General features: G+C 33.5%; 1 protein-coding gene (running past one end of the window). It reads right to left on the bottom strand.

Features of this window, described 5'->3' with window-relative positions:
- Positions 1–24,437, bottom strand: partial view of a tandem-95 repeat protein gene (locus N5A56_RS15055; RefSeq protein ID WP_265726906.1) — the 5' portion only. 5,818 nt of this gene lie to the left of the window's left edge; 24,437 of the gene's 30,255 nt are visible here — the first part of the coding sequence; its start codon is at positions 24,435–24,437; the stop codon falls past the left edge of the window.

The raw sequence follows: 24,437 nt of genomic DNA, 5'->3' as shown, positions 1-24,437 counted from the left end.
CCATCTTGTTCTACCGTATCTAAAATACCATCATTGTCATCATCTAAATCTACAGAATCTGGAATGCCATCTCCATCTGAATCTTTTTGTACAGTAATAGTTACTGTTTCTGTAATACAAACACTAGGATTATTTGCAGTGTTACAAACCGTATAATCAACTGTAACTATTTCTGCTTCGTCTTCTACTTCTGGAATATAAGTCATCTCACCTGTTAATGGATTAAATGTTATTATTCCTGTTGCAGAACCTGTTCCTGCATTAGTAATTGTTGTATTTATTCCAGGTAAGAAATCATCATTTCCTAAAATATCTAATGTCCCACTTACTCCATTTACAATTGTAATTGCGTCTGGTGTTGTAGTTGGTGTAAAAATATTTGGATCTGAAGTATCTGGATTTCCATCATTATCATCATCTAAATCTGTTACATCTGGATCACCATCTCCATCATTATCTGTTTGAACAGTAATTGTAACTGTATCTGTTACACAAACATTTGGGTTAACATCTGTATTACAAACTGTATAATCTACTGTAACAACAGTACCTTCTTCTCCAACTGCTGGTACATAAACCATATCTCCCGTTAAAGGATCAAATGTTACCATACCTGCTGCTGAACCAGAACCTGCATTTACTAATGTGATTGTAGTACTTGGTAAGAAATCATCATTAGATAATACATTAACAGTTCCATTATTACCTTCAACTATAGTTAATGTATCTGGTAATGTTGTTGGTGTTAAAGGATTTGTGTCTGTTGTATCTGGGTTGCCATCATTGTCATCATCTGTATCCTCACTATCTGGAATACCATCATTGTCTGTATCTAAAGCATCTAAATAATCTGGAATACCATCGCCATTATCATCATCATCATTGTTTAAGAAAATACCATCATTATCATTGTCTTCATCTGCAGTTAAAACACCATCATTATCATCATCTGTATCTAAATAATCTGGAATATTGTCTCCATCTGAATCTTGATCTGTAGGATCATTATTAGCTACATCATAATTTTCATCTTCTGTATTAATGCCATCATTATCATCATCTATATCTTGGAAATTTGGAATGCCATCGCCATCTGTATCTAAAGTAACTGATGTTGTACCGCTTTCAGGTGTAGTTTCAACACCATCAAACAATCCATTTGCTCCAGAACCAGTATCTGATCCATCTATAACTCCATCATTATCTGCATCTATTTGACCTAATCCTGATTCTATTAAATCGTTAATTCCATCACCATCTGAATCTAAGTCTAAAGAATCTATAATTCCATCGCCATCAGTATCTCTTAAAGGATCACCATCTTGCTCAACAGTATCTAAAATACCATCATTATCATCATCTAAATCTACACTATCTGTAATACCATCGCCATCTGAATCTAAGATTTCTCTATAATCTACTTCTGGTGTAGTACTATTAGCATCTGGTAAAGTAGATGCTCCATTGTTTAACTCATCATTTACATCAAATAAACCACCTGTAGTATCTACATCATCGTATTGGTCTAATAAACCATCATGATCTGTATCATTATTATTAGTAGCTAAAGTATAACCTGCTTCGATTGTATCATCAATACCATCATTATCTGAATCTGTATCTAAATAATCGAATCTGAAATCTCCATCTGTATCTACTAAAGCTAAACCACTATTATTTGCATTATCATAAGCGTTTAATAATCCGTCTAAATCTGAATCACCATTTCCTGGGCCAAAATAAGCTGAAGTTAATTGAGCCTCAACGTTATCTGGTATTCCATCATTATCTGAATCTATATCTAATTCATCTGTAATACCATCGCCATCACTATCAATACCATCAAATACTTTATAAACCACACCAATTCCTGGGCCAGAATTTTCTGAAGTTCCATTTGTTTGAGAAGGTGCATTAGACAACGTATTTCCATCAAATAAACCATTGATAGAGCAAACATCAAATAATATAGAACCTAAGTTTGTATTTGATTTTGCTGATAATAATTCTGCTGAAAATCGTACTTCAAAAGCAGAAACATCATAATAGTTAAAGTAAGTTGCTAATCTTGGTGATAAATCTACTCCAGAATATGTATCGTCTGGCCCTTCTAGAGTTAATAAACCTGTTGCTAGGTTAGAATTTACATTTAATAAAGTATTGCCTGCAACTGCATATAAACCAGGTCTTGAAAGTATTACTGATTCTCTTGCATTTGCTCCATCAATATCATAAATGGTACCACCAAACCTACTTATATTGTATATATTTTCTGTGTCGTCATGTACTAATACTAGTTTAAAAGCCATTTCAGATTTACCTCCTCCAGTAGGAACCGGAACTGTAAATTCTGGTTGCCAAGCATCCGAACTTCCTGTAGATGCATTATCTATAGTAATTAAAGATGCTCCTCCTTGAATGTCTGTAATCTCAACAATTGCATCTAAAATACCAGCAGCTCCTAATCCTGTAACATCAATTACATTTTCAAAACGATATTTTGCACCTAAAGTACCTGAACCAGAACCTGTACCTGCTACATAAGTAGGGTTTTTAAAGACTGCTGTTGGAAATATACAACTTGGATCGTTCATTGTATTTGTAGGAACAAATCCTAAAGATTCTACTGAATCTAAAATTCCATCATTATCATCATCTATATCTATATCATCATTCACTCCATCGCCATCTGTATCTACAGGATCTGAGAATACATGATTATCTCTAAAATCGACCTGAGCTGTTCCAGGATCTTGATCGTTAGGGAATTCTGTAACATCTTGATTGTTATTTGTTGCTGCATCTGTATCAGATGGTCCGTTTGAATTTAAATCAAAAGCATCATCAATACCATCATTATCAGTATCATTACCAGAAGCAACAATTTCTGCTACATTATCTCCATTTGTATCATAAGCTTCAACTGAATCTGAAACTCCATCTCCATCTGAATCTGTGTTTAAATAGTCTGGTGGATTTACTCCATTTGTACTAACAGGGATATAAATAGGTATACCAGAACCAGGTGTAGTTTCATAATTATCTGCAACTCCATTACCGTCCATATCTGCTCCAGGAGTTTGATAACCTGGAGTAGTTTGCCACTCAATATTATCTACAATTCCATCATCATCAGAATCCAAATCTAAATAATTTGGTAAATCATCTGTATCGGAATTTAATGGTGTAATAGGAGTACCTGTAACTGAATTACAAGGTGCACAATCTACATCAAAAGCATCATCAATTCCATCATTATCTGAATCTACTCCTGAAAGAGTAATGTAATTTGTAGGGTCTTGAGCTTCTAAATTATCTAAAATACCATCGCCATCTGAATCTAAATCTTTATAATTTGCTATTCCATCGCCATCTGTATCTGCTGTTGCTAATGGACTTGTTGCTATATTATCATCTAAACCATCATTATCTAAATCGATTAAATTATCTACTCTACCGTCATTATCTGTATCAATTCCATCTGCTTCAATAATATCTAAATTACCATCGCCATCTGAGTCTAAGTCAAATTGATCTATAATACCATCATTATCAGTATCAAATCTATCATCTATTCCGTCATTATTTTCATCAACTAATATTGCATCTGAATCTTGATAATTTGGAATACCATCATTATCTGAATCTGCTAAAGGATCTAATCCGTTATTTTCTACAGTATCAGGAATACCATCATTATCATCATCTAAATCTACAATATTAGCAATACCATCTCCATCATTATCTGGTTGTACAGTAAAGTAAATTGTTGCTTCTTCTGAAACTGTATTACCAGTATCTTCAACTGTATAATTTACCTCAGCAACTCCCGTAAAATCTGGTTCTGGAGTAAATGTTACATTTCCTGCAGCATCAACCTCAAAAGTTCCAACACCAGAAATTACTAATGGTGTATTAGAGTCTCCAGTATTTGAAGGATTATTTGGGTCTATTAAGACGATTGATGTAACATCAATTGTACTATCTAAATCCGAATCATTGCTAGTAATATCTGAAGCAACTATTGGAGTATTTTGAACTCCTGTTGCAAAATCATCTACTACAGTTGGTGCATCATCTATTGGCGTTACTGTTATATCTAATGTACTTGTTACACTTTCTTTACCATCTGTAACACTATAAGTAACCGTTGGTACTGTACCTACGTAATTTAATGCTGGTGTAAAAATATAACTACCATCAGAATTTATAACTAAAGTACCTTCTGTAAAAGTTGCCGTTTGACCTGCAATTATATCTTGCCCATTAATAGTGAATTCTAATACTGTTAATGGCGTACCTTCTAAATCTGAATCGTTAGCTAAAACTCCGTTTGCAGCATTAATATTTAATGCAACATCTTCTGGTGTTGTATTAACATCTGCTACCGCTGTTGGGGCATCATTTACTCCTGTTACTTCTATTTCTATTGTACCAATGTTAGATGTTTTAGTACCGTCAGAAATTGTATAATTTACATCAGCAGTTCCGTTAAAATTAGCAACTGGTGTAAATGTTACATTACCAAATTCATCTACAGAATATGTACCCACATTAGGAACTATTAAAGGAGTAGTACTATCTCCTGTATTTGAAGGATTATTTGGATCTATTAATGTAATTGTTAATGGATCTATAATATTTTCATCTAAATCATTATTAGTAATTGTTGAAATTACTAAAGCTGTTTCTTCTGGTGTTGTATTATTCTCATCATTAATAACAACTGGTGCATCATCTATTGGTGTTACCGTTATATCTAATACAGCTGTAGAATTGTTTGTTCCGTCTGAAACTGTATAAGTAATTGTTGGTACCGTACCATCAAAATTAGCCGCGGGAACAAATGTATATTCTCCGTTTCCATTTATTGTTATACTTCCTTCTAATAAAGTTGCTGTTTGACCAGCCGTAAATGACGAACCATTTACTTCAAAACCAGTTATAATTAATTGCGTTCCTTCGTTATCTGAATCATTAGATAATAGTCCGTTTGCAACTAAAACAACTAAGGTTGTATCTTCTGGTGTAGTATTTACATCATCTACTGCATTTGGAGCATCATTTACTGGTGAAACTTCAATTTCTATAGTACCAATATTTGATGTTTCTAATCCATCAGAAATTGTGTAATTTACATCTGCTGTTCCGTTATAATTAGCTTCTGGTGTAAATGTTACATTTCCTAAGTTATCCACTTCATACGTTCCTACTCCTGCAACTACTAATGGCGTAGTTGAATCTCCTGTATTTGAAGGATTATTAGGATCTATTAATGTTATTGTTGATGGATCTATTGGATCATCATCTGTATCATTATTTGTTATTATTGATATTACTAGTGGTGTATCTTCTGGTGTTACATTACTAATATCATTTACAACTTTTGGTGCATCATTTTCTGGTGTTACTGTAATATCTAATGTAGTTGTAGAAGTTTTAATTCCATCTGAAACTATATATGTTACCGTTGGTACTGCTCCATTAAAATCTGTAGTAGGTATAAAAGTATAACTACCATCACTATTTATTGTTAAATCACCTTCTGTTAAAGTTGCTTTATCACCTGCACTATAAGTTTGACCATTTATTGTAAAACCTGTTAATGATAATTGAGTTCCTTCTGCATCTGAATCATTAGATAATAAACCTACTGCTGCTAATACTTCAAATGCTGTGTCTTCTGGTGTTGTATTTACATCTGCAACAACCGTTGGTGCATCATTTTCTGCAGTTACAGTAATTTGTACTGTTGCAACGTTTGATGTTAAAACACCATCAGATATTGTATAATTTACATTTGCAGGTCCATTATAATTTGGAGCTGGAGTAAATGTTACATTTCCAGAATTATCAACTTCATAAGTTCCTATACCAGCAATTACTAACGGTGTCGTAGCATCTCCTGTATTTGAAGGATTGCTAGGATCTATTAATATTATTGATGAAGCATCTACTGGATTTTCATCAGAATCATTACTTGTAATTGTAGCAACAACTATTGGTGTATCTTCTGCTGTTGTATTATTTGTGTCGTTTACAGCTATTGGCGCATCATCAATTGGTGCAACTGTAATATCTAAAAGTGCAGTTGAATTGTTAATACCGTCTGAAACTGTGTAGATAACAGTTGGTACAGTACCTTCAAAATTATTTGCTGGTACAAAAACAAAGCTACCATCTGAATTGATATTTAAATTACCCTCTGTTAACATTGCTGTTTGACCTAAAGTATAAGTTATTCCTTCTACTTCAAATCCTTTAACAGATAAAGGTGTATTTTCAACATCAGAGTCATTTGAAAGTAATCCATTTGCTGCAATTACATTTAATGTAGTATCCTCTGGAGTTGTATAAACATCATCAACTGCAATAGGAGCATCGTTTATTGGTGTAACTTCAATTTCTACTGTACCTATATTTGATGTTTTTGTTCCGTCTGATATTGTATAATTTACATCTGCTGTTCCTGTATAATTCTCTTCTGGTGTAAAAGTTACATTACCTAAATTGTCAACCTCATAAGTTCCTACTCCTGCAACTACTAATGGCGTTGAAGCATCTCCTGTATTTGCAGGATTACTTGGGTCTATTAGAATTATAGATGTTGGGTCTATTGGGTTATCATCAGAATCATTATCTGTAATTGTAGAAACTACTATTGGTGTATCTTCTGTTGTAATATTATTTTCATTATCTACTACAATAGGAGCATCATTTACAGGAATTACAGTTATAATTAATGTACTAGATACTTCTTCAATACCATCTGTAATTGTATAAGTAATTGTTTGTACAGTTCCATTATACCCAAGAGCTGGTGTAAAAATGTAACTACCATCTGACTTAATAATTATTGTACCTTCTGTAAATGTAGCTAATTGACCAACGTTATAAGATTGACCACCTACTTCAAAATTAATTACTGGTAAAGAAGTACCGTCTGCATCAGAATCATTAGTTAAAACCAATCCGTTTGCAGCATCAACATTTAATGTAGTGTCTTCTAATATTGTTTTCGTATTAGGTTCTGCTACAGGTATATCATTTACCGCAGTTACAACTAAATTTAATGTACTTGAAGAATCTGTAGTACCTGTGCTATCTGTAATTGTGTAATTAACTGTAGGTACTAATCCGTTATAATTTAAAGTTGGTACAAAAGTATAACTACCATCTGCTAATATTGTAAGATTTCCTTCTGTTAAAGTAGCTGTATCTCCAACGTTATAAGATTGTCCATCAACCTCAAAACCAGTTACTGTTAATATATCTGCAACGTTCGGATCTACATCATTCTTAATTAAACCATTAGCTGCATCAACATTTAATGTAACATCTTCTGTTACTAAATTAGTATCTGCACTTGCAATTGGTGGGAAAAGAGATTTTGGAACAGTTACTATAACTGTTGCAGTATCACATAAACCATCTGCATCACAAACTTGATAAGCAAATACATCTGTACCTTGAATAAAAGATACATCTGGTGTATACGTAACGGTACCATCTGAATTAACAACAACGGTTCCTTTACTTGGTTCTGCTATTAATACATTTGATACTGTAAGTGCATCTCCATCAACATCAACATCATTTTTAACAACATCTATTATTACCGGAATTCCTGGATCTGTTGCTACAGAATCGTTACTTGCTTCTGGAGCATCATTTACCGGAAGAACTTCTATTGATAAAGTACTATTAGAAATATCAGCAGCATCTACAGATGTGTATATTACTGGCAAAGTACCATTAAAATTCTCTGAAGGTGTAAATTCTAAACTACCATCTGCAAATATTGTTATTTCACCTTCTGGTGTTGTAACAGTCGTTCCAACAGGATATGTTGTACCACTTATTGTAAATTCTGTAATAGTAATAGGGTCTCCATCAGGATCAGAATCATTACTTAATAAACCATTAGCTGCATCTACGGTAATTGATTCTCCTTCATTTATTGTGATAACATCTGGTACTAATACCGGAACATCATTTACTGGCGTAACTTCTATTTCAATAGTTGCAATATTTGAAGAAATTAATCCTTCATCATCATTAATTGTATAATTTACATTTGCAGAACCATTATAATTTGTTTCTGGTGTAAACGTAACATCTCCTGCTGCGTTTACTTGATAAACACCTATTCCTATAATTGTTAATTCTCCGGTACCTGAACTATTATTAGACGGATTATTTGGATCTATTAAAATTACAGTTGAAGCATCTATTGCATTATCATCTGTATCATTATCACCAATTAAAGCTACCGTAATAGGGTTATCTTCTGGGATTGTATTGTTTATATCATTTACAGCAACAGGTGCATCATTTACCGGTGTAACAGTAATGTTTAAAGTACTATTATCAGAATTTGTACCATCTGAAATTGTATAGGTTACTTCTGGAACTAAACCGTTAAAGTTTGTTACAGGAGTAAACTCAAAACTACCATCTGCTTTAATAATTAATGTACCTTCTGCTAAAACTGCTGGTTGACCAGGAGTATAATTATTTCCAGAAACAGAATATCCTGTAACATTTAATGGATCATTATCTATATCTGTATCATTTATTACAATTAGTCCGTTTGCAGCAGTTACAGTTAATTTAACCTCTTCTGCTGTTATTGCTGTATCAGGATTTGCAACTGGCATATCGTTTACAGAAGTAACTTCAATTTCTATGGTTGCAACATTTGAAACAACACCGTCTCCGTCTTTTATTGTATAGTTAACATTTGCAATTCCAAAGTAATTAGCTTCAGGAGTAAAAGTTACATTTCCGTTTGCATCTACTTCATAAACACCAACTCCAATAATTGTTAATTCTCCTGAACCTGCACTATTATTAGCTGCATTATTTGGATCTATTAAAATTATAGAAGTAACATCAATAGAATTATCATCTGTATCATTAGCTCCTATGGTAGAAACAGTAATTGGCGTGTCTTCTATTGTAGTATTATCTTCATCATTAACAGCAATTGGCGCATCGTTAACAGATGTAACTGTAATATTTAATGTACTATTATCAGAATTTGTACCATCTGAAATTGTATACGTTATTTCTGGAACAGAACCATTAAAGTCTGCAGCTGGTGTAAAAATATAACTACCATTTGCCTGAATTACTAAAGTACCTTCTGTTAACATTGCAGATTGACCTGCAGTATAACTACCACCAGAAACCGTATAACTAACTACGTCTAAATCATTATTTTCTGGATCAGTATCGTTTGTATCTATTAATCCGTTTGCTTTATCAACTGATAAAACAGTATCCTCAACGGTTAAACCTGTATCTGGATTTGCAACTGGTGCATCATTTACAGCTGTAACTTCAATTTCTATGGTTGCAATATTTGTAGATACAACACCTACATCATCTTTAATAGAATAATTTACATCTGCATTACCATTGTAGTTTAATTCTGGTGTAAATGTTACATCTCCGTCTGAATTTACTTGATAAACTCCTACTCCAACAATTGTTAATTCTCCTGAACCTGCACTTGTGTTTCCTGCATTATTTGGATCTATTAATAAAACTGTTGCAGAATTAATACCATTATCATCTAAATCATTTCCGCCAACTGCAGAAACAGTAATTGGTGTATCTTCTAAAGTTGTATTGTTTTCGTCATTTATTGCAACAGGTGCATCGTTTATTGGGTTTACAGTAATGTTTAATGTACTGTTATCAGAATTTGTACCATCTGTAATAGTGTATGTTATTTCTGGAACCGAACCATTAAAGTTAAGTGCTGGTGTAAACTCGTAACTACCATTTGGTTGAATTACTAAAGTACCTTCTGTTAAAGTTACTGGTGTACCTGCATTATAACTATTACCTGATACTGAATATGTTTGTACAGTTAATGTATTACTCTCAATATCTGTATCATTCGTTACTATTAATCCATTAGCTTCATCAATAGATAAAGTTGTGTCTTCATCTGTAGAACCTGTATCTGGGTTTGCAACTGGTGCATCATTTACAGCTGTAACTTCAATTTCTATTATTGCAATATTAGAAACAACACCATCATTGTCTTTAATAGTGTAATTTACGTCTGCATTACCATTATAATTAGCAACAGGTGTAAAAGTTACGTCTCCTGTTGTTGTGTTAACTACATATGTACCAACACCAGTAATTGTTAATGATCCTGAACCCGAACTCGTTCTAGAGTTATCGTTTGGATCTATTAATATAACAGTTGTTGCATCTATACCATTATCATCTGTATCATTTCCACCTACTGTAGAAACTGTAATTGCATTATCTTCTGTTGTTGTATTATTCTCATCATTTACAGCTACCGGCGCATCATTTACAGCAATTACATCTATATTTAATGTACTATTTGCAGTATTTGTTCCATCTGTAATAGTATAAGTAACTTCTGGTACAGTACCATTAAAATCTGTAGCAGGAGTAAATATATACGAACCATTAGACTCAATAACTAAAGTACCTTCTGTAAATACAGCAGGATCACCAGCAGTATAGTTTCCACCGGCAACTGTAAAACTTTCTACTGATAAAGCATCGTTTTCTATGTCTGTATCATTAATTACTATTAATCCGTTTGCAGCAGTTACAGATAAAGCAGTGTCTTCGTTTGTAGAAGCTGTATCTGGGTTTGCAACTGGAGCATCATTTATTGCGGTAACTTCAATTTCTACTGTTGCAATGTTAGAGACTACCGCATCATTATCCTTAATAGTATAATTAATATCAGCAGTTCCATTATAATTTGCAACAGGTGTAAAAGTTACGTCTCCATCATCATCTACAGAATAAGTACCAACACCTACAATTGTTAATTCTCTTGTTGCGTTTTCACTAGTGTTATTAGAATCGTTTGGATCTATTAATATTACAGAAGTTGCATCTATACCATTATCATCTGTATCATTTGTTCCTATCGTAGAAACTGTAATTGCATTATCTTCATTTGTTGTATTATTTTCATCATCTACAGCAACTGGCGCATCATTTACAGGATCAACAGTTATTGTTAAAGTTGCAGAAACTGTAGCTGTACCATCTGTAACATTATAGGTTACAATTGGATAAGCTCCATTAAAATCTTCTGCTGGTGTAAATAAATAACCTCCATCAGATGTAATTGCAATTGACCCTTTACCAGGAACATTTGCTGTTTCTGTTGTTGCATATACATTACCTTCTACTTCAAATGTAGAAATAGATAATGGATTACCATCTACATCTGTATCATTAGATAACAAACCATTAGGAGAAGTACTAATTGCTGTATCTTCTAATGTAGAATTTGTTTCTGATATTAAAACTGGAGCGTCGTTTACTGGTGTTACATTAATTTCAATAACCCCTGTATTAGATGATATTAAACCTTCGTTATCTTTAATCGTATAGTTTATATTGGCTTGTCCGTTATAATTTAATATAGGATCAAATGTTACATCACCTGTTGTACCATCAACTGTATAAGTACCAATACCAGAAACTGTTAAAGTTCCTGTAGCTTCACTTGTGTTCGTTGGATTCGTTGGATCGATTAAAATTATAGAGGTAGCATCTATTGAATTATCATCTATATCATTAGCAGCAATACTTACTGCAGTAATTGTAATTTCTGTATCCTCAGGAGTAGAATTATCCTCATCATTTACAGCTAATGGTGCATCGTTTACTGGTGTTACTTCTATATCTAAAGTACCATTTATAGTTGTTGTACCATCAAAAACAGTATAAGTAACTGTTGGATAACTACCATTAAAATCTTCTGCAGGTGTAAACGTATAACCACCATCTGCAGTTATAGAAATAGATCCTTTACCAACAATATTTGCTGTTTCTGTAGTGTTATAAGAAACACCATCAATCTCAAATGCAGAGATTGATAATGCATCTCCATCTATATCATTATCATTATTTAATAAACCGTTTACAGCATTTTTGGTAAATGCAGTATCTTCTAAAGTTGTTTCATTTTCTGATAAAACAACAGGATCGTCATTTAAATTATTAACTGTAATTGTTAAGGTACTATTTGCATTTGGTGTTGGTTGATTATCAGTTATTATATAGCTAATTACTGGGAATGTTCCTTCAAAATCTCCAAAAGGAGTAAATACATAACCACCGCCGGCATTAATTGTTATCTCACCAACATTTGTAATTGTTGCTGTTGCACCTGCATTATAAGTTACACCTTCTAAAATAAAACTAACTACAGTTAATGGATCTAAATTACCATCTGTATCATTAGCAATTAAACTTTTTGGATCGTTATCTGCAACCGTTATTGCTACAGCTTCATCTGTAGTATTTGTATCAGGATTTGCAACTGGTGGGAAAGCAGATTCTGGAACCGTTACAGAAACTACTGCTGTATCTGTTCCTCCATTTCCATCAGAAATCTGATATGTAAATGTATCTATACCGTTATTAAAACCAGCATTTGGAGTATAATCAATTGTTCCGTTTGCTAATACTGTAGCTACACCAAATCCTGGTGCAACAGTAATAGTAACTGTTAAAACATCTCCTGTATCTACATCAGAATCATTTGTTAATACAGGTATATTAACCAATGTTACTGGATCTGACGTTGCATCATCATCTGTAGCAATTGGATCGTCATTTACTGGATCTACTGTAATTATTAAAGTAGTATTCGCAGAGTTTTGACCATCACTTGCTGTATAAGTTATTGTTGGTACGGTACCATTATAATCTTCAAACGGTGTAAATACATAACTACCATCTTCATTTATTCTAATATCTCCAACATTAGTAATTGTTGCAGTTCCTCCGTTTGTTGGATCTACTATAATTGTTTGACTCGCAACCGTAAATCTAATTACTTTTAAAGTATCTCCTGTATCAATATCAGAATCGTTTCCTAAAATTCCTGTTGCTGGTACTGTTAAAGTTACGCCTTCATTTGTCGAGTTTGTATCCGCAACAACAATTGGTGTATCATTTGCTGGTATTACTGTAATTACTAAATCTGCATTTACTGTTTCTATATTATCTGAAGCAGTATATGTAATTGTTGGGTAAGTTCCGTTAAAGTTACTTGTTGGTTCAAATGTATAACTTCCGTCAGAATTTAAGGTGATGTTTCCTTCTGCAGGACTTGCAGTTTCACCAGCTAAATATGGTACTCCTTTTACAAAAAAGCGGGTAACTGTTAAGTTACTATCAACATCAGAATCATTATTTAATACTCCGTTAGCTGCGCTTACCGTTAAATCTACATCTTCAGTTGTTGAATTTGCGTCATTTTGTGCAATCGGATTGTCATTTACAGAAACAACTGTTAGTGTTAATGTTGCTGTATCAGTTCCTCCATTACCATCAGAAATTATATAATCAACAACCGGGAATACTCCATTAAAGTCTTGTGCAGGTGTAAACGTATATCCACCATCAGAACTAATGCTTATAATTCCGTCAGCTACAGTTGCAGTCTGACCAGCATTATACTCTATGCCTCCAACTGTAAATTTAGTTATTGATAAACCATCATTTTCAGTATCTGTATCGTTATCAATTAAACCATCTCCAGAACCAGAAATAACTGTTATTGCTACATCTTCGTTTGTTGTATTCGAATCATTATTAGCTATAGGAGCATCATTTTCTGCAGTAACTGTAATTGTTAATGTAGCAGTTTCTGTATTCTCTGAATCTTCTGCTGTATAGGTTATTACTGGAAAAATACCATTAAAATCTTGAGCTGGTGTAAATACATAACTACCATCTGCATTTATTGTTAATTTTCCTTCTGTTATATCTGCTTCTGTACCTGCATTATAATTTGTACTTCCAATAGTAAATTGTGTTACTGTTAATGTTTCGTTTTCAACATCAGTATCATTATCATCTAAAACACCATTTGCTTTTGTTACTGTTAAAGGTGTATCTTCTGTTGTTGTATTTACATCATCTACTAAATCAGGTGCATCATTTATTGGTCTAACTTCAATATTTAAAGTTGAGTTTGCAGTTGTTGTATTATCACTTACTGTGTAGGTAATTGTTGGTACATTTCCATTGTAATGTAAAACCGGAGTAAATGTGTAACTTCCATCAGCATTTATGGTAATATCACCAACATTTAAAATTGTTGTTGTACCACCAGTTGTTGGGTCTACAGTAATTGTTTGACCGTTTACTTTAAATTCTGTTATTGTTAATGAATCTCCAACATCAATATCTGAATCATTAGATAAAAGACCGCCATTTGCATCGATCGTTAATGTAGTATCTTCATCAATTATTTTTACATCTGCAACTAAATTTGGTGCATCATTTGTTGGTGTAACTTCTATATCTAAAGTACTTGTTGTAGCTAAATTACCATCTGAAATAGTATAGGTAATTGTTGGTACGTTACCTGTATAATCATCTGCAGGATCAAAAGTAAATGTACCATCTGCTTTTATATTTAAAACACCTTCTGTTAACGTAAGATTTTGACCTACAGTTACTGAGTTAGATCCAACATTATAACCTATTACAGTTATTGTATCTGCATCAATATCAGAATCATTATCTAAAACTCCATTTGCAATTACATTTACATTTAATAAAGTGTCTTCAGGAGTTGTTGCTGTGTCTGGAGTTGCAACTGGTCTATCATTTACAGCATCTATAGTAATTACTTGGTTTGCTGTTGCTGTAGCTCCATTTCCATCAGAAATTGTATAAGGAAAAGTTACTGTACCATTAAAATCGTCATTAGGTGTAAATGTAATTTCACCTGTTGCACTATAATTTACTGTACCATTAGGAACTGTTATTGTTTCTGCGGTTCCTAAAACAACTGGTTCTCCATTAATTTTTGTAATTGTTAAAGTATCACCATCAGAATCACTATCAGCGGTTCCTTTTGTTAAAGGAGTTAAAGTGATTGCAGTATCTTCATTAGTGGTGTATTGATCTTCTACAGCAACTGGGAAATCGTTAACAGCGTTTACTTCAATTACTTGATTTGCTGTTGCCAACCCTCCATTTCCATCAGAAATCTCATAAGGGAAAGTTACTGTACCGTTAAAGTTTGTTGCTGGTGTAAAAGTAATTGCACCTGCTGCACTATAATTAACGGTTCCGTTTGCAACTGTAATTGTTTCTGCGGTTCCTAAAACTACTGGTTCTCCGTTAATTTCTGATACAACTATTGTATCGTTATCTACATCACTATCCGCTGTTCCTGTAGTTAATGGTGCTAAAGTTAATGGCGTATCTTCATTTGTTGAATAAGAATCTGTAACAGCTATTGGGTTATCATTTACAGCAGTTACTGTAATTTCTTGATCTGCTGTATCTACACCACCTTTTCCATCAGAAATTTCATAAGAAAATGTTTCTATACCGTTAAAATCTTGACTTGGAGTAAAAGTTACTACACCTGTTGCACTGTAATTTACTGTTCCGTTTGGTGTCGTAATTGTTTCTGCGGTTCCTAAAACAACTGTTTCACCATTAATTTTTGAAATAACTAATGCATCATTATCTAAATCTGTATCAGCTAATAAAGGAGTTAATGTTACTGTTGTATCCTCATTTGTTGTGTAAATATCTTTTACCGCAACTGGATCATCATTTACAGGGTTAACTGTAATTTCTTGATTTGCTGTTGCTGTTCCACCATTTCCATCAGAAATTTCATAAGGGAAAGTTACAGTACCATTAAAGTTTGTATTTGGTGAGAAAGTAACTACACCTGTTGCACTATAATTTAAAGTTCCGTTTGGTACAGCAATTGCTTCTGCAGTACCTAAAACAACTGGCTCTCCATTAATTTCTGATATAACTATTGTATCTCCGTCTACATCACTATCTGCAACTCCCTTAGTTAAAGGTGTTAATGTTACAGGCGTTTCTTCATTTGTAGTATACGTATCTGTTACTGCAACAGGATTATCATTTATAGGATTAACAGTAATATCTAAATCACCTTCATCTGTTAAATTTCCATTATCCTCTAAAACATAAGTAATTGTAGGTACATTTCCTTCAAAATCTTGAACTGGAGAAAAAGTATAACTACCATTTGCATTTATTGTAATATCTCCTACATTATTAATGGTTGTTGTACCTCCATTTGTTGGATCTACTGTAATTGTTTGTCCATCAACTGTAAATTCTTGAATTGTTAATGAAGCTTTATCTTCATCTGTATCGTTTTTAATAAGTCCGTTAGCAGCAGTAACTGTTAACACAGTATCTTCATTTACAGATTTTGTATCATCATTTGCAATTGGTAAATCATTCACAGCATTTACAATAATTGTAATTGTTGCTTCATCAGTTTCTCCATTTCCATCAGAAATTTGATAAGGAAAAGTAACTGTACCATTATAATCTGTACTTGGTGTAAAAGATATTACACCAGTTGCGCTATAATTTACGATTCCATTAGGTACTACAATTGTTTCTGCTGTTCCTAAAACAACTGGTTCTCCATTAATTTCTGATACAACTATTGTATCTCCATCAATATCACTATCTGCTGTTCCTGTTGTTAATGGTGTTATTGTTACTAAAGTATCTTCATCTGTTGTAAAACTATCGTCTTCTGCTTTTGGAGCATCATTTTTTGCTTCAACAGTAACTGTAACTGTCCCTGTAGAAGTTGTTCCGTCTGCATCTGTAATTGTATAAGTAAAACTATCTGTTCCATTAAAATCTGCATTTGGGATGTATTCAAAAACGCCATCGCTTACTTCTGTTACTGTACCATTTGCTGGTGCTGTATCTGTTGATTCTATTGAGTAATTATCTGCGTCGCCACCGTCGCCTCCAATACTATCATTGGTAGAAACTGTTACTTGATTTGAAACTCCTGCAACACTATCCTCATCAACTGTTAATGCATCATCAACTGCTGTTGGTGCATCATTTACTGAATTTACTGTTACATTTACTGTTGCTGTTGCGGTATCGCCATCTGCATCTGTAATTGTATAGGTAAAACTATCGGTTCCATTAAAGTTTGCATTAGGAATGTATTCAAATACACCATCGCTCACTTCTGTTACGGTACCATTTGTTGGTGCAGTATCTGTAGATTCTATTGAGTAATCTTCTGTATCTCCACCGTCTCCTCCAATACTATCATTGGTAGAAACTGTTACTTGATTTGAAACTCCTGCAACACTATCTTCATCAACTGTTAATGCATCATCAACTGCTGTTGGTACATCATTTACTGAATTTACTGTTACATTTACTGTTGCGGTTGCAGTATCGCCATCTGCATCTGTAATTGTATAGGTAAAACTATCGATTCCATTAAAATCTGCATTTGGGATGTATTCAAAAACGCCATCGCTTACTTCTGTTACGATACCATTTGCTGGTGCAGTATCTGTTGATTCTATTGAGTAATTGTCGGCATCTCCACCGTCTCCTCCAATACTATCATTGGTAGATACTGTTACTTGATTTGAAACTCCTGCTACACTATCTTCATCCACTGTTAAGGTATCGTCTGTTGCTGATGGTGCGTCGTCTACTGAATTTACTGTTACAGTTACTGTTGCTGTTGCGGTATCTCCATCAACATCTGTAATTGTATAAGTAAAACTATCGGTTCCATTAAAATTTGCATTTGGGATGTATTCAAATACACCATCGCTTACTTCTGTTACAGTACCATTTGTTGGTGCAGTATCTGTAGATTCTATTGAGTAATTATCGGCATCACCACCGTCGCCTCCAATACTATCATTGGTAGAAACTGTTACTTGATTTGATACTCCTGCAACACTATCTTCTGCAACCGTTGTACTATCATTAGTTGCTGATGGTGTATCGTTTACAGAAATCACTGTTACATTTACTGTTGCGGTTGCAGTGTCTCCATCTGCATCTGTAATTGTATAGGTAAAACTATCGGTTCCATTAAAATCTGCATTTGGGATGTATTCAAAAATACCATCACTTACTTCTGTTACTGTACCATTTGTTGGTGCAGTATCTGTTGATTCTATTGAGTAGTTGTCTGCATCACCACCGTCTCCGCCAATATTATCATTGGTAGAAACTGTTACTTGATTTGAAACTCCTGCAACACTATCTTCTGCAACACTTAAAGTATCATCTGTTGCTGTTGGTGCATCATCAACTGAATTTACTGTTACATTTACAGTTGCAGTAGAAGTATCACCATCTACATCTGTAATTGTATAGGTAAAACTATCGGTTCCATTAAAATCAGCATTAGGAATGTATTCAAAAACGCCATCGCTTACTTCTGTTACTGTACCATTTGCTGGTGCAGTATCTGTTGATTCTATTGAGTAGTTGTCGGCATCGCCACCATCTCCGCCAATACTATCATTGGTAGAAACTGTTACTTGATTTGTTGCACCTGTAACACTATCTTCATCAACTGTTAATGCATCATCAACTGCTGTTGGTGTGTCATTTACTGAATTTACTGTTACATTTACCGTTGCGGTTGCGGTATCGCCATCTGCGTCTGTAATTGTATAAGTAAAACTATCAGTTCCATTAAAATCTGCATTTGGGATGTATTCAAAAACGCCGTCGCTTACTTCTGTTACGGTACCATTTGCTGGTGCAGTATCTGTAGATTCTATTGAGTAATTATCGGCATCGCCACCGTCTCCTCCAATACTATCATTGGTAGAAACTGTTACTTGATTTGTTGCGCCTGCTACACTATCTTCATCAACTGTTAACGTATCGTCAACTGCTGTTGGTGTATCATTTACTGAATTTACTGTTACATTTACTGTTGCTGTTGCGGTATCGCCATCTGCGTCTGTAATTGTATAGGTAAAACTATCAGTTCCATTAAAATCTGCATTGGGGATGTATTCAAAAACACCATCGCTTACTTCTGTTACTGTACCATTTGCTGGTGCAGTATCTGTAGATTCTATTGAGTAGTTTTCGGCATCGCCACCGTCTCCGCCAATACTATCATTGGTAGAAACTGTTACTTGATTTGTTGCGCCTGCCACACTATCTTCATCAACTGTTAACGTATCGTTAACCGCTGTTGGTGTATCATTTACTGAATTTACTGTAATAATTTGATTTGCTGTTGCTGTTAAATTTCCATCAGTTATAACATAAGGGAAAGTTACATTACCATTATAATCTGTATCTGGTGTAAAAGTAATAGTACCACTTCCATCAATATCAACTGTTCCGTTTGTTACTGAAATTGATTGAACATTTCCTGTAAGATTTTCACCATTAATCGATTGAATTGAAAGTATATCTCCATCTATATCGCTATCAGCTACTCCTGTTGTTAATGGTAATAAAACTAAAGCAGTATCTTCATCAGTTGTATAAGAATCATCTACTGCAACTGGAGCATCATTTATAGCTGTTACAGTTATAATTTGATTTGCTGTTGCTGTTAAATTTCCATCAGTAATAACATAAGGAAAAGTTACTGTACCATTATAGTTTATATTTGGTGTAAAAGTTATAACTCCTCCTGCACTATAGTTCACTATTCCGTTAGAAACGGTAATTGTTTCTGCAGTACCTAAAACTACAGGTTCACCATTAATACTACTTATTGTTAAACTATCACCATCTATATCACTATCTGCTGTTCCTGTAGTAAGTGGTGCTAATGTAACAGTTGTTTCTTCTGCAGTTGAATAATTATCATCTATTGCAGTTGGTCCATCATTTTGAGGTGTAATTTCTACATTTACTGAACCTGTATCTGAACCTCCATTACCATCTGAAACTGTATAATTAAAAGTTACATCGTTTGTATTATTGTTTGCTGGTGAAACAACTAATTCACCAGAAGTTAATGTTACTGTTCCGCCAACAACTGCAATTGTTTGTCCTTCTATAATAGCAGTTCCATTAATTTCTGAAATTGTTAAAGTATCATTATCTCCATCTGTGTCTCCATCTAAAACATCAATTGTAATAGGTGTATCTTCATTTGTAATAACAGACTCATTGTCTGCGACTGGCTCATCGTTTACATTTGTAACAGTAATTGCTATAGTATCTGTATCACTTAATGGTGTAGCAAAACTATCTGTAGAAACTACAGTTAAAATATCTGAACCTACATAATTAAGATTTGGTGTGTAAGTTAAACTAGCTAAAGTTGCATTAATATCTGCCTCTGAACCACTAATTGTTACCGAACCAGAAGCATTGTTAGAAACAATTGCCGCACCACTTGCAGTAACATTTATAATACCATTATTAACACTTAATTCTGTACTTGCTAAATCTCCATCAATATCTGTTGTACTAACTCCTGTAATTGCAGTTAAGGTTTCTTCTACAATTGTTTGTAAACCTGGAACTGTATTAACAGGTGCATCATTTACATTTGTAACATTTATTAATACTGTATCTGTATCGTTTTCTCCATCACTATCTGTAGATAAAACGGTTAATGTATCCTGACCAACATAGTTTGAATTTGGTGTATATGATAAACTAGCCAAAGTAGCATTAATGTCTGTTTCTGTTCCTGTAATTGTTACATTTCCAGAACTATTGCTTGATACTATTGCAGATCCGCTTGCGTTAACATTTATAATACCATTAGTAACACTTACTTGAGTAGTTTGTAAGTTTCCATCAACATCTGTAGCATTAAGCCCTGTTATATTTAATACCGTTTCCTCTGGTGTAGTTTGAGTTGCTGGCACTGTATTTACAGGTTCATCATTTACATTTGTAACATTTATTAATACTACATCTGTATCTGTAGCATTATTACTATCTGTAGACAATACTGTTAAAGTATCTTGGCCAACAAAATCTAAACTAGGTGTGTAACCTAAACTTGCTAAAGTAGCATTGATATCAGTTTCTGTTCCTGTAATTAATAAATTACCAGTTCCTGTAGATGTTACAACAGCTGATCCGCTTGGTACTACTGTTAAAGTTCCGTTAGAAACATTTAATTCTGTACTAGTTAAATCATCATCTGTATCTGTAGCACTAATTCCTGATATTGGTAAAAGTATTTCTTCATTAGTTGTTTGAGTTCCTGGAACTGTATTAACAGGAATATCATTTACAGAACTTACCGTAATTTCTATATCGTCTGAATCATTTAAAGGAGCTCCATCACTATCTGTTGATAAAACAGTTAATGTATCTGATCCATTAAAATTAGAATCTGGCGAATATTCTATGCTTGCCAAAGCTGTGTTAATTTGTGCTTCGGTTCCCGAAATTGTAACATTATTTGTACCATTACCAATTATTGTTGCTCCGCCAACTGTAGAAATATTAATTATTCCGTTAGACACTGTTAAATTAGTATTATCTAAATTTTCATCAACATCTGTTGTACTTACACCGGTTATAGTTATATCTATATCTTCTGAAGTAGTTTGTGTACCTGGAACTGTATTTACAGGAGCATCATTTACAGATATTACAGTAATTTTTAAAGTACTTGTAATATTACTTGAACCATCAAAAACGTTGTAAGTTATTGTAGGAACTGTTCCGTTATAATTTAAAACTGGAATAAATACATAGCTTCCATCGCGATTAATAGTAATATTTCCAATATCCTCATTAGAAATAGGGTCTTTTATTGTTGTTGCGCCTCCTGTAGTAGGGTCTACAATGATTTGATTTCCATTAACTATGAATTTTGTTACATTTAATGGGTTTCCATCAACATCAGAATCATTATTTAATAAACCATTAGCAGCATTAACGCTTAACTGTGCATCATCTTCAGATAAACTACCTGTATCTGGGTTTGCAACTGGTTCATCATTTACAGCGGTAATATTAATAATTATTGTTGCTGTATTAGAAATTAATTCATCGTTATCTTCAATTGTATAATTGATATTTGCTGCTCCATTAAAATTTTCTAAAGGTGTAAAAACTACTGTTCCTGCAAGATTAACTGAATAAGTACCTACGTTATTTATAACTAAAGGACTATTACTGTTTCCTGTATTAAAAATATCATTAGGGTCTAATAAAATAATAGAAGTCGTATCTACTGTACCATCTATATCTGAATCATTCGCACCGATTTCTGTTATAGTAACTACTGAACCTTCAATTCCACTTCCGTTATCATTTACTGCTACAGGAGGATCATTTATTGGATTTAAAATAATATTTGTAGAACCTTGTACAGGGCTAGCAATACCATCAGAAACTTGATATGTAAAATCTCCAGGATCTGTTCCATCGTTATAATTAACTGGAGCGTCATAAATTAAACTAGTTAATTCTGCTATAGTTAATGTTGTATTATTTGCAACTATATCACCGTTAGATTTTTTAATTATTCCTAAAGCTGGTAAACCAATAACTGTTATCGTTAAAGTATTATTATCAGCATCTGTTGGTGCCGATAAACCTACTAAATTACTTGTAGTATTTTCATTTACAGAAATTGAATTACTATCTACTATTGGCGGAGTATTTTCAAAAACTGTTAATTTTGCAGAATTAGAAATCGTAGTACATGCGTAATCTGCCTTTGATATTCTTACTCTATATAAATAATTATTCTGAGCTATTTTAACTTCTTTTACCGTTAATGTAGCTGTATTTGTACCTGCATAATTTGCTCCGTCTAAAATAGAACTATAAGTTGTTCCATTATCTGCACTTACTTCCCATTGAAAAATAGTTCCTGTAGAAGGAACCGTAAAATCTACATCACTTCCTACGACACCACTATTATCTGATGGCTGTGTAGTTATACTTACAGCTGTACCTGCATTTGAAACATTAGCATTTGTAGAGCCTAAATATGCAGAAGCAAAGCCTGTTACTCTACCATTTGTACTATCATAACCTGTTCCTTGTACTTCTCCTGGTTTTGTAGAGCTTTCTATAAGACCTTGTTCTATAACATCAGGACAACCATCTCCATCTGAATCTGTTTCTTGGTGATCGAAATTACCAATACCATCTGAATTTTGAATACAATCTACCCCTCTTAAATCAGAAATAAACTCATTAGGAATTACTGCTAGGGTCTCTGAAGAACCTGCGTTAAAAGCACCAGTACCTCCAGAAATAGCTTCTATTACTAATGAAATTTTACTTATTGAGATACTTTGTGGACCGCCAGGAATTGGTATTGTATATTCAATTTCTACCCATTTTCCTGCATCTAAATCCGTAATTTGTGCTGCGGTTAATAATTTATTAACTGTAATATCGCCTAAACTAGCTGTACTAATAGTTAAAGGTAATGGTTGATCGTAATTACCACTTAAACTACTAATATTATCAAATAAATATGCCTTAAAAGTTAATGAACTATCTACATTTAAAACATAAGGTGTAGTTACTTCAAAAATCATTGTTTGAGAACCTACTACATTATCATAACCATTTAAGTATAAACTGTTTCCAGGAGAAGAATCTCCACTAACTTGACTGACATAATCTGTAGTTGTAGATAAAACTAACTCAGTATTTGTTGCTGCTGAAGTGTCTATTGTTCCGTCTGAAAAATAGATTTTCTTATAAGTATTTGCTGCTGCTGCTGTACAACCTTCGTTAATGTCTAAAATACCATCATTGTCATCATCATCATCACAATTATCTGGTACACCATCTGTATCAAAATCTGCATTATCATCAAATCCATTACAGATATCTGCAGAATCTATTACTCCATCTCCATCTGAATCTCCATCAACTACAATTGTAATTGTTGCATTTTCACAGTTATTTGTGTTTCCGTTTTCACAAATTTTATATGTTAATATATAAGTACCTGTAGAAGTAGCGGCTGGTACATTTACATCTCCATTTAAATCAATTGTTACACCTGTTAAACCACCATTAATTAAAAGTTTAGGTATTACAGATGTAGCCGTTGCAATTACTCCATCTGCAGTATCATTAGAAAAAGCATTACCAGCTGTACCACCAGAAATACCATTTATAACAGTAGCAGAATAATCGTCATCTGTAGCCACTAAATCGCTAATGACATAAATTGAAGCATAAGAAATATCATCTTCATGTTCGCTTTCTGTATGTGTAAACGTTTCTGCTACAGTAATTTCTGTGCTTGTAATACTAAAAGTATTTACAACATCTCCAACTGTAGTTAATGTTAAAGAACCGGTGTACACCCAGCACTCTGTAACATCTAAAATGCCATCGTTATTTGTATCACCACTTGCTAAAACAAGACCTGGTGCATCTATAGATAACGAACTATTTATAGATACATTTGTAAGTGTAGTACCCCCTGTATTTCTAACAGCTACAGAATAGTCGATAACGTCACCAACCGTTTTGGTACCAGTATTAGATTCTGTTGAAGCATTAACAACCATAGTAACACCTTGTGCAAAACTAGCACTTGTGGCTATAAAAATAAATACAAAGAGTAAAAAAACATTTTTTGTTTTTTTACTTATCTCTTTAGGTAAGTTGAAAAGTGTGTACAT

It is taken from the genome of Polaribacter ponticola, assembly GCF_026191475.2.
Lineage (GTDB): Bacteria > Bacteroidota > Bacteroidia > Flavobacteriales > Flavobacteriaceae > Polaribacter > Polaribacter ponticola.
This window is presented reverse-complemented; position numbering and strand designations above follow the sequence as displayed.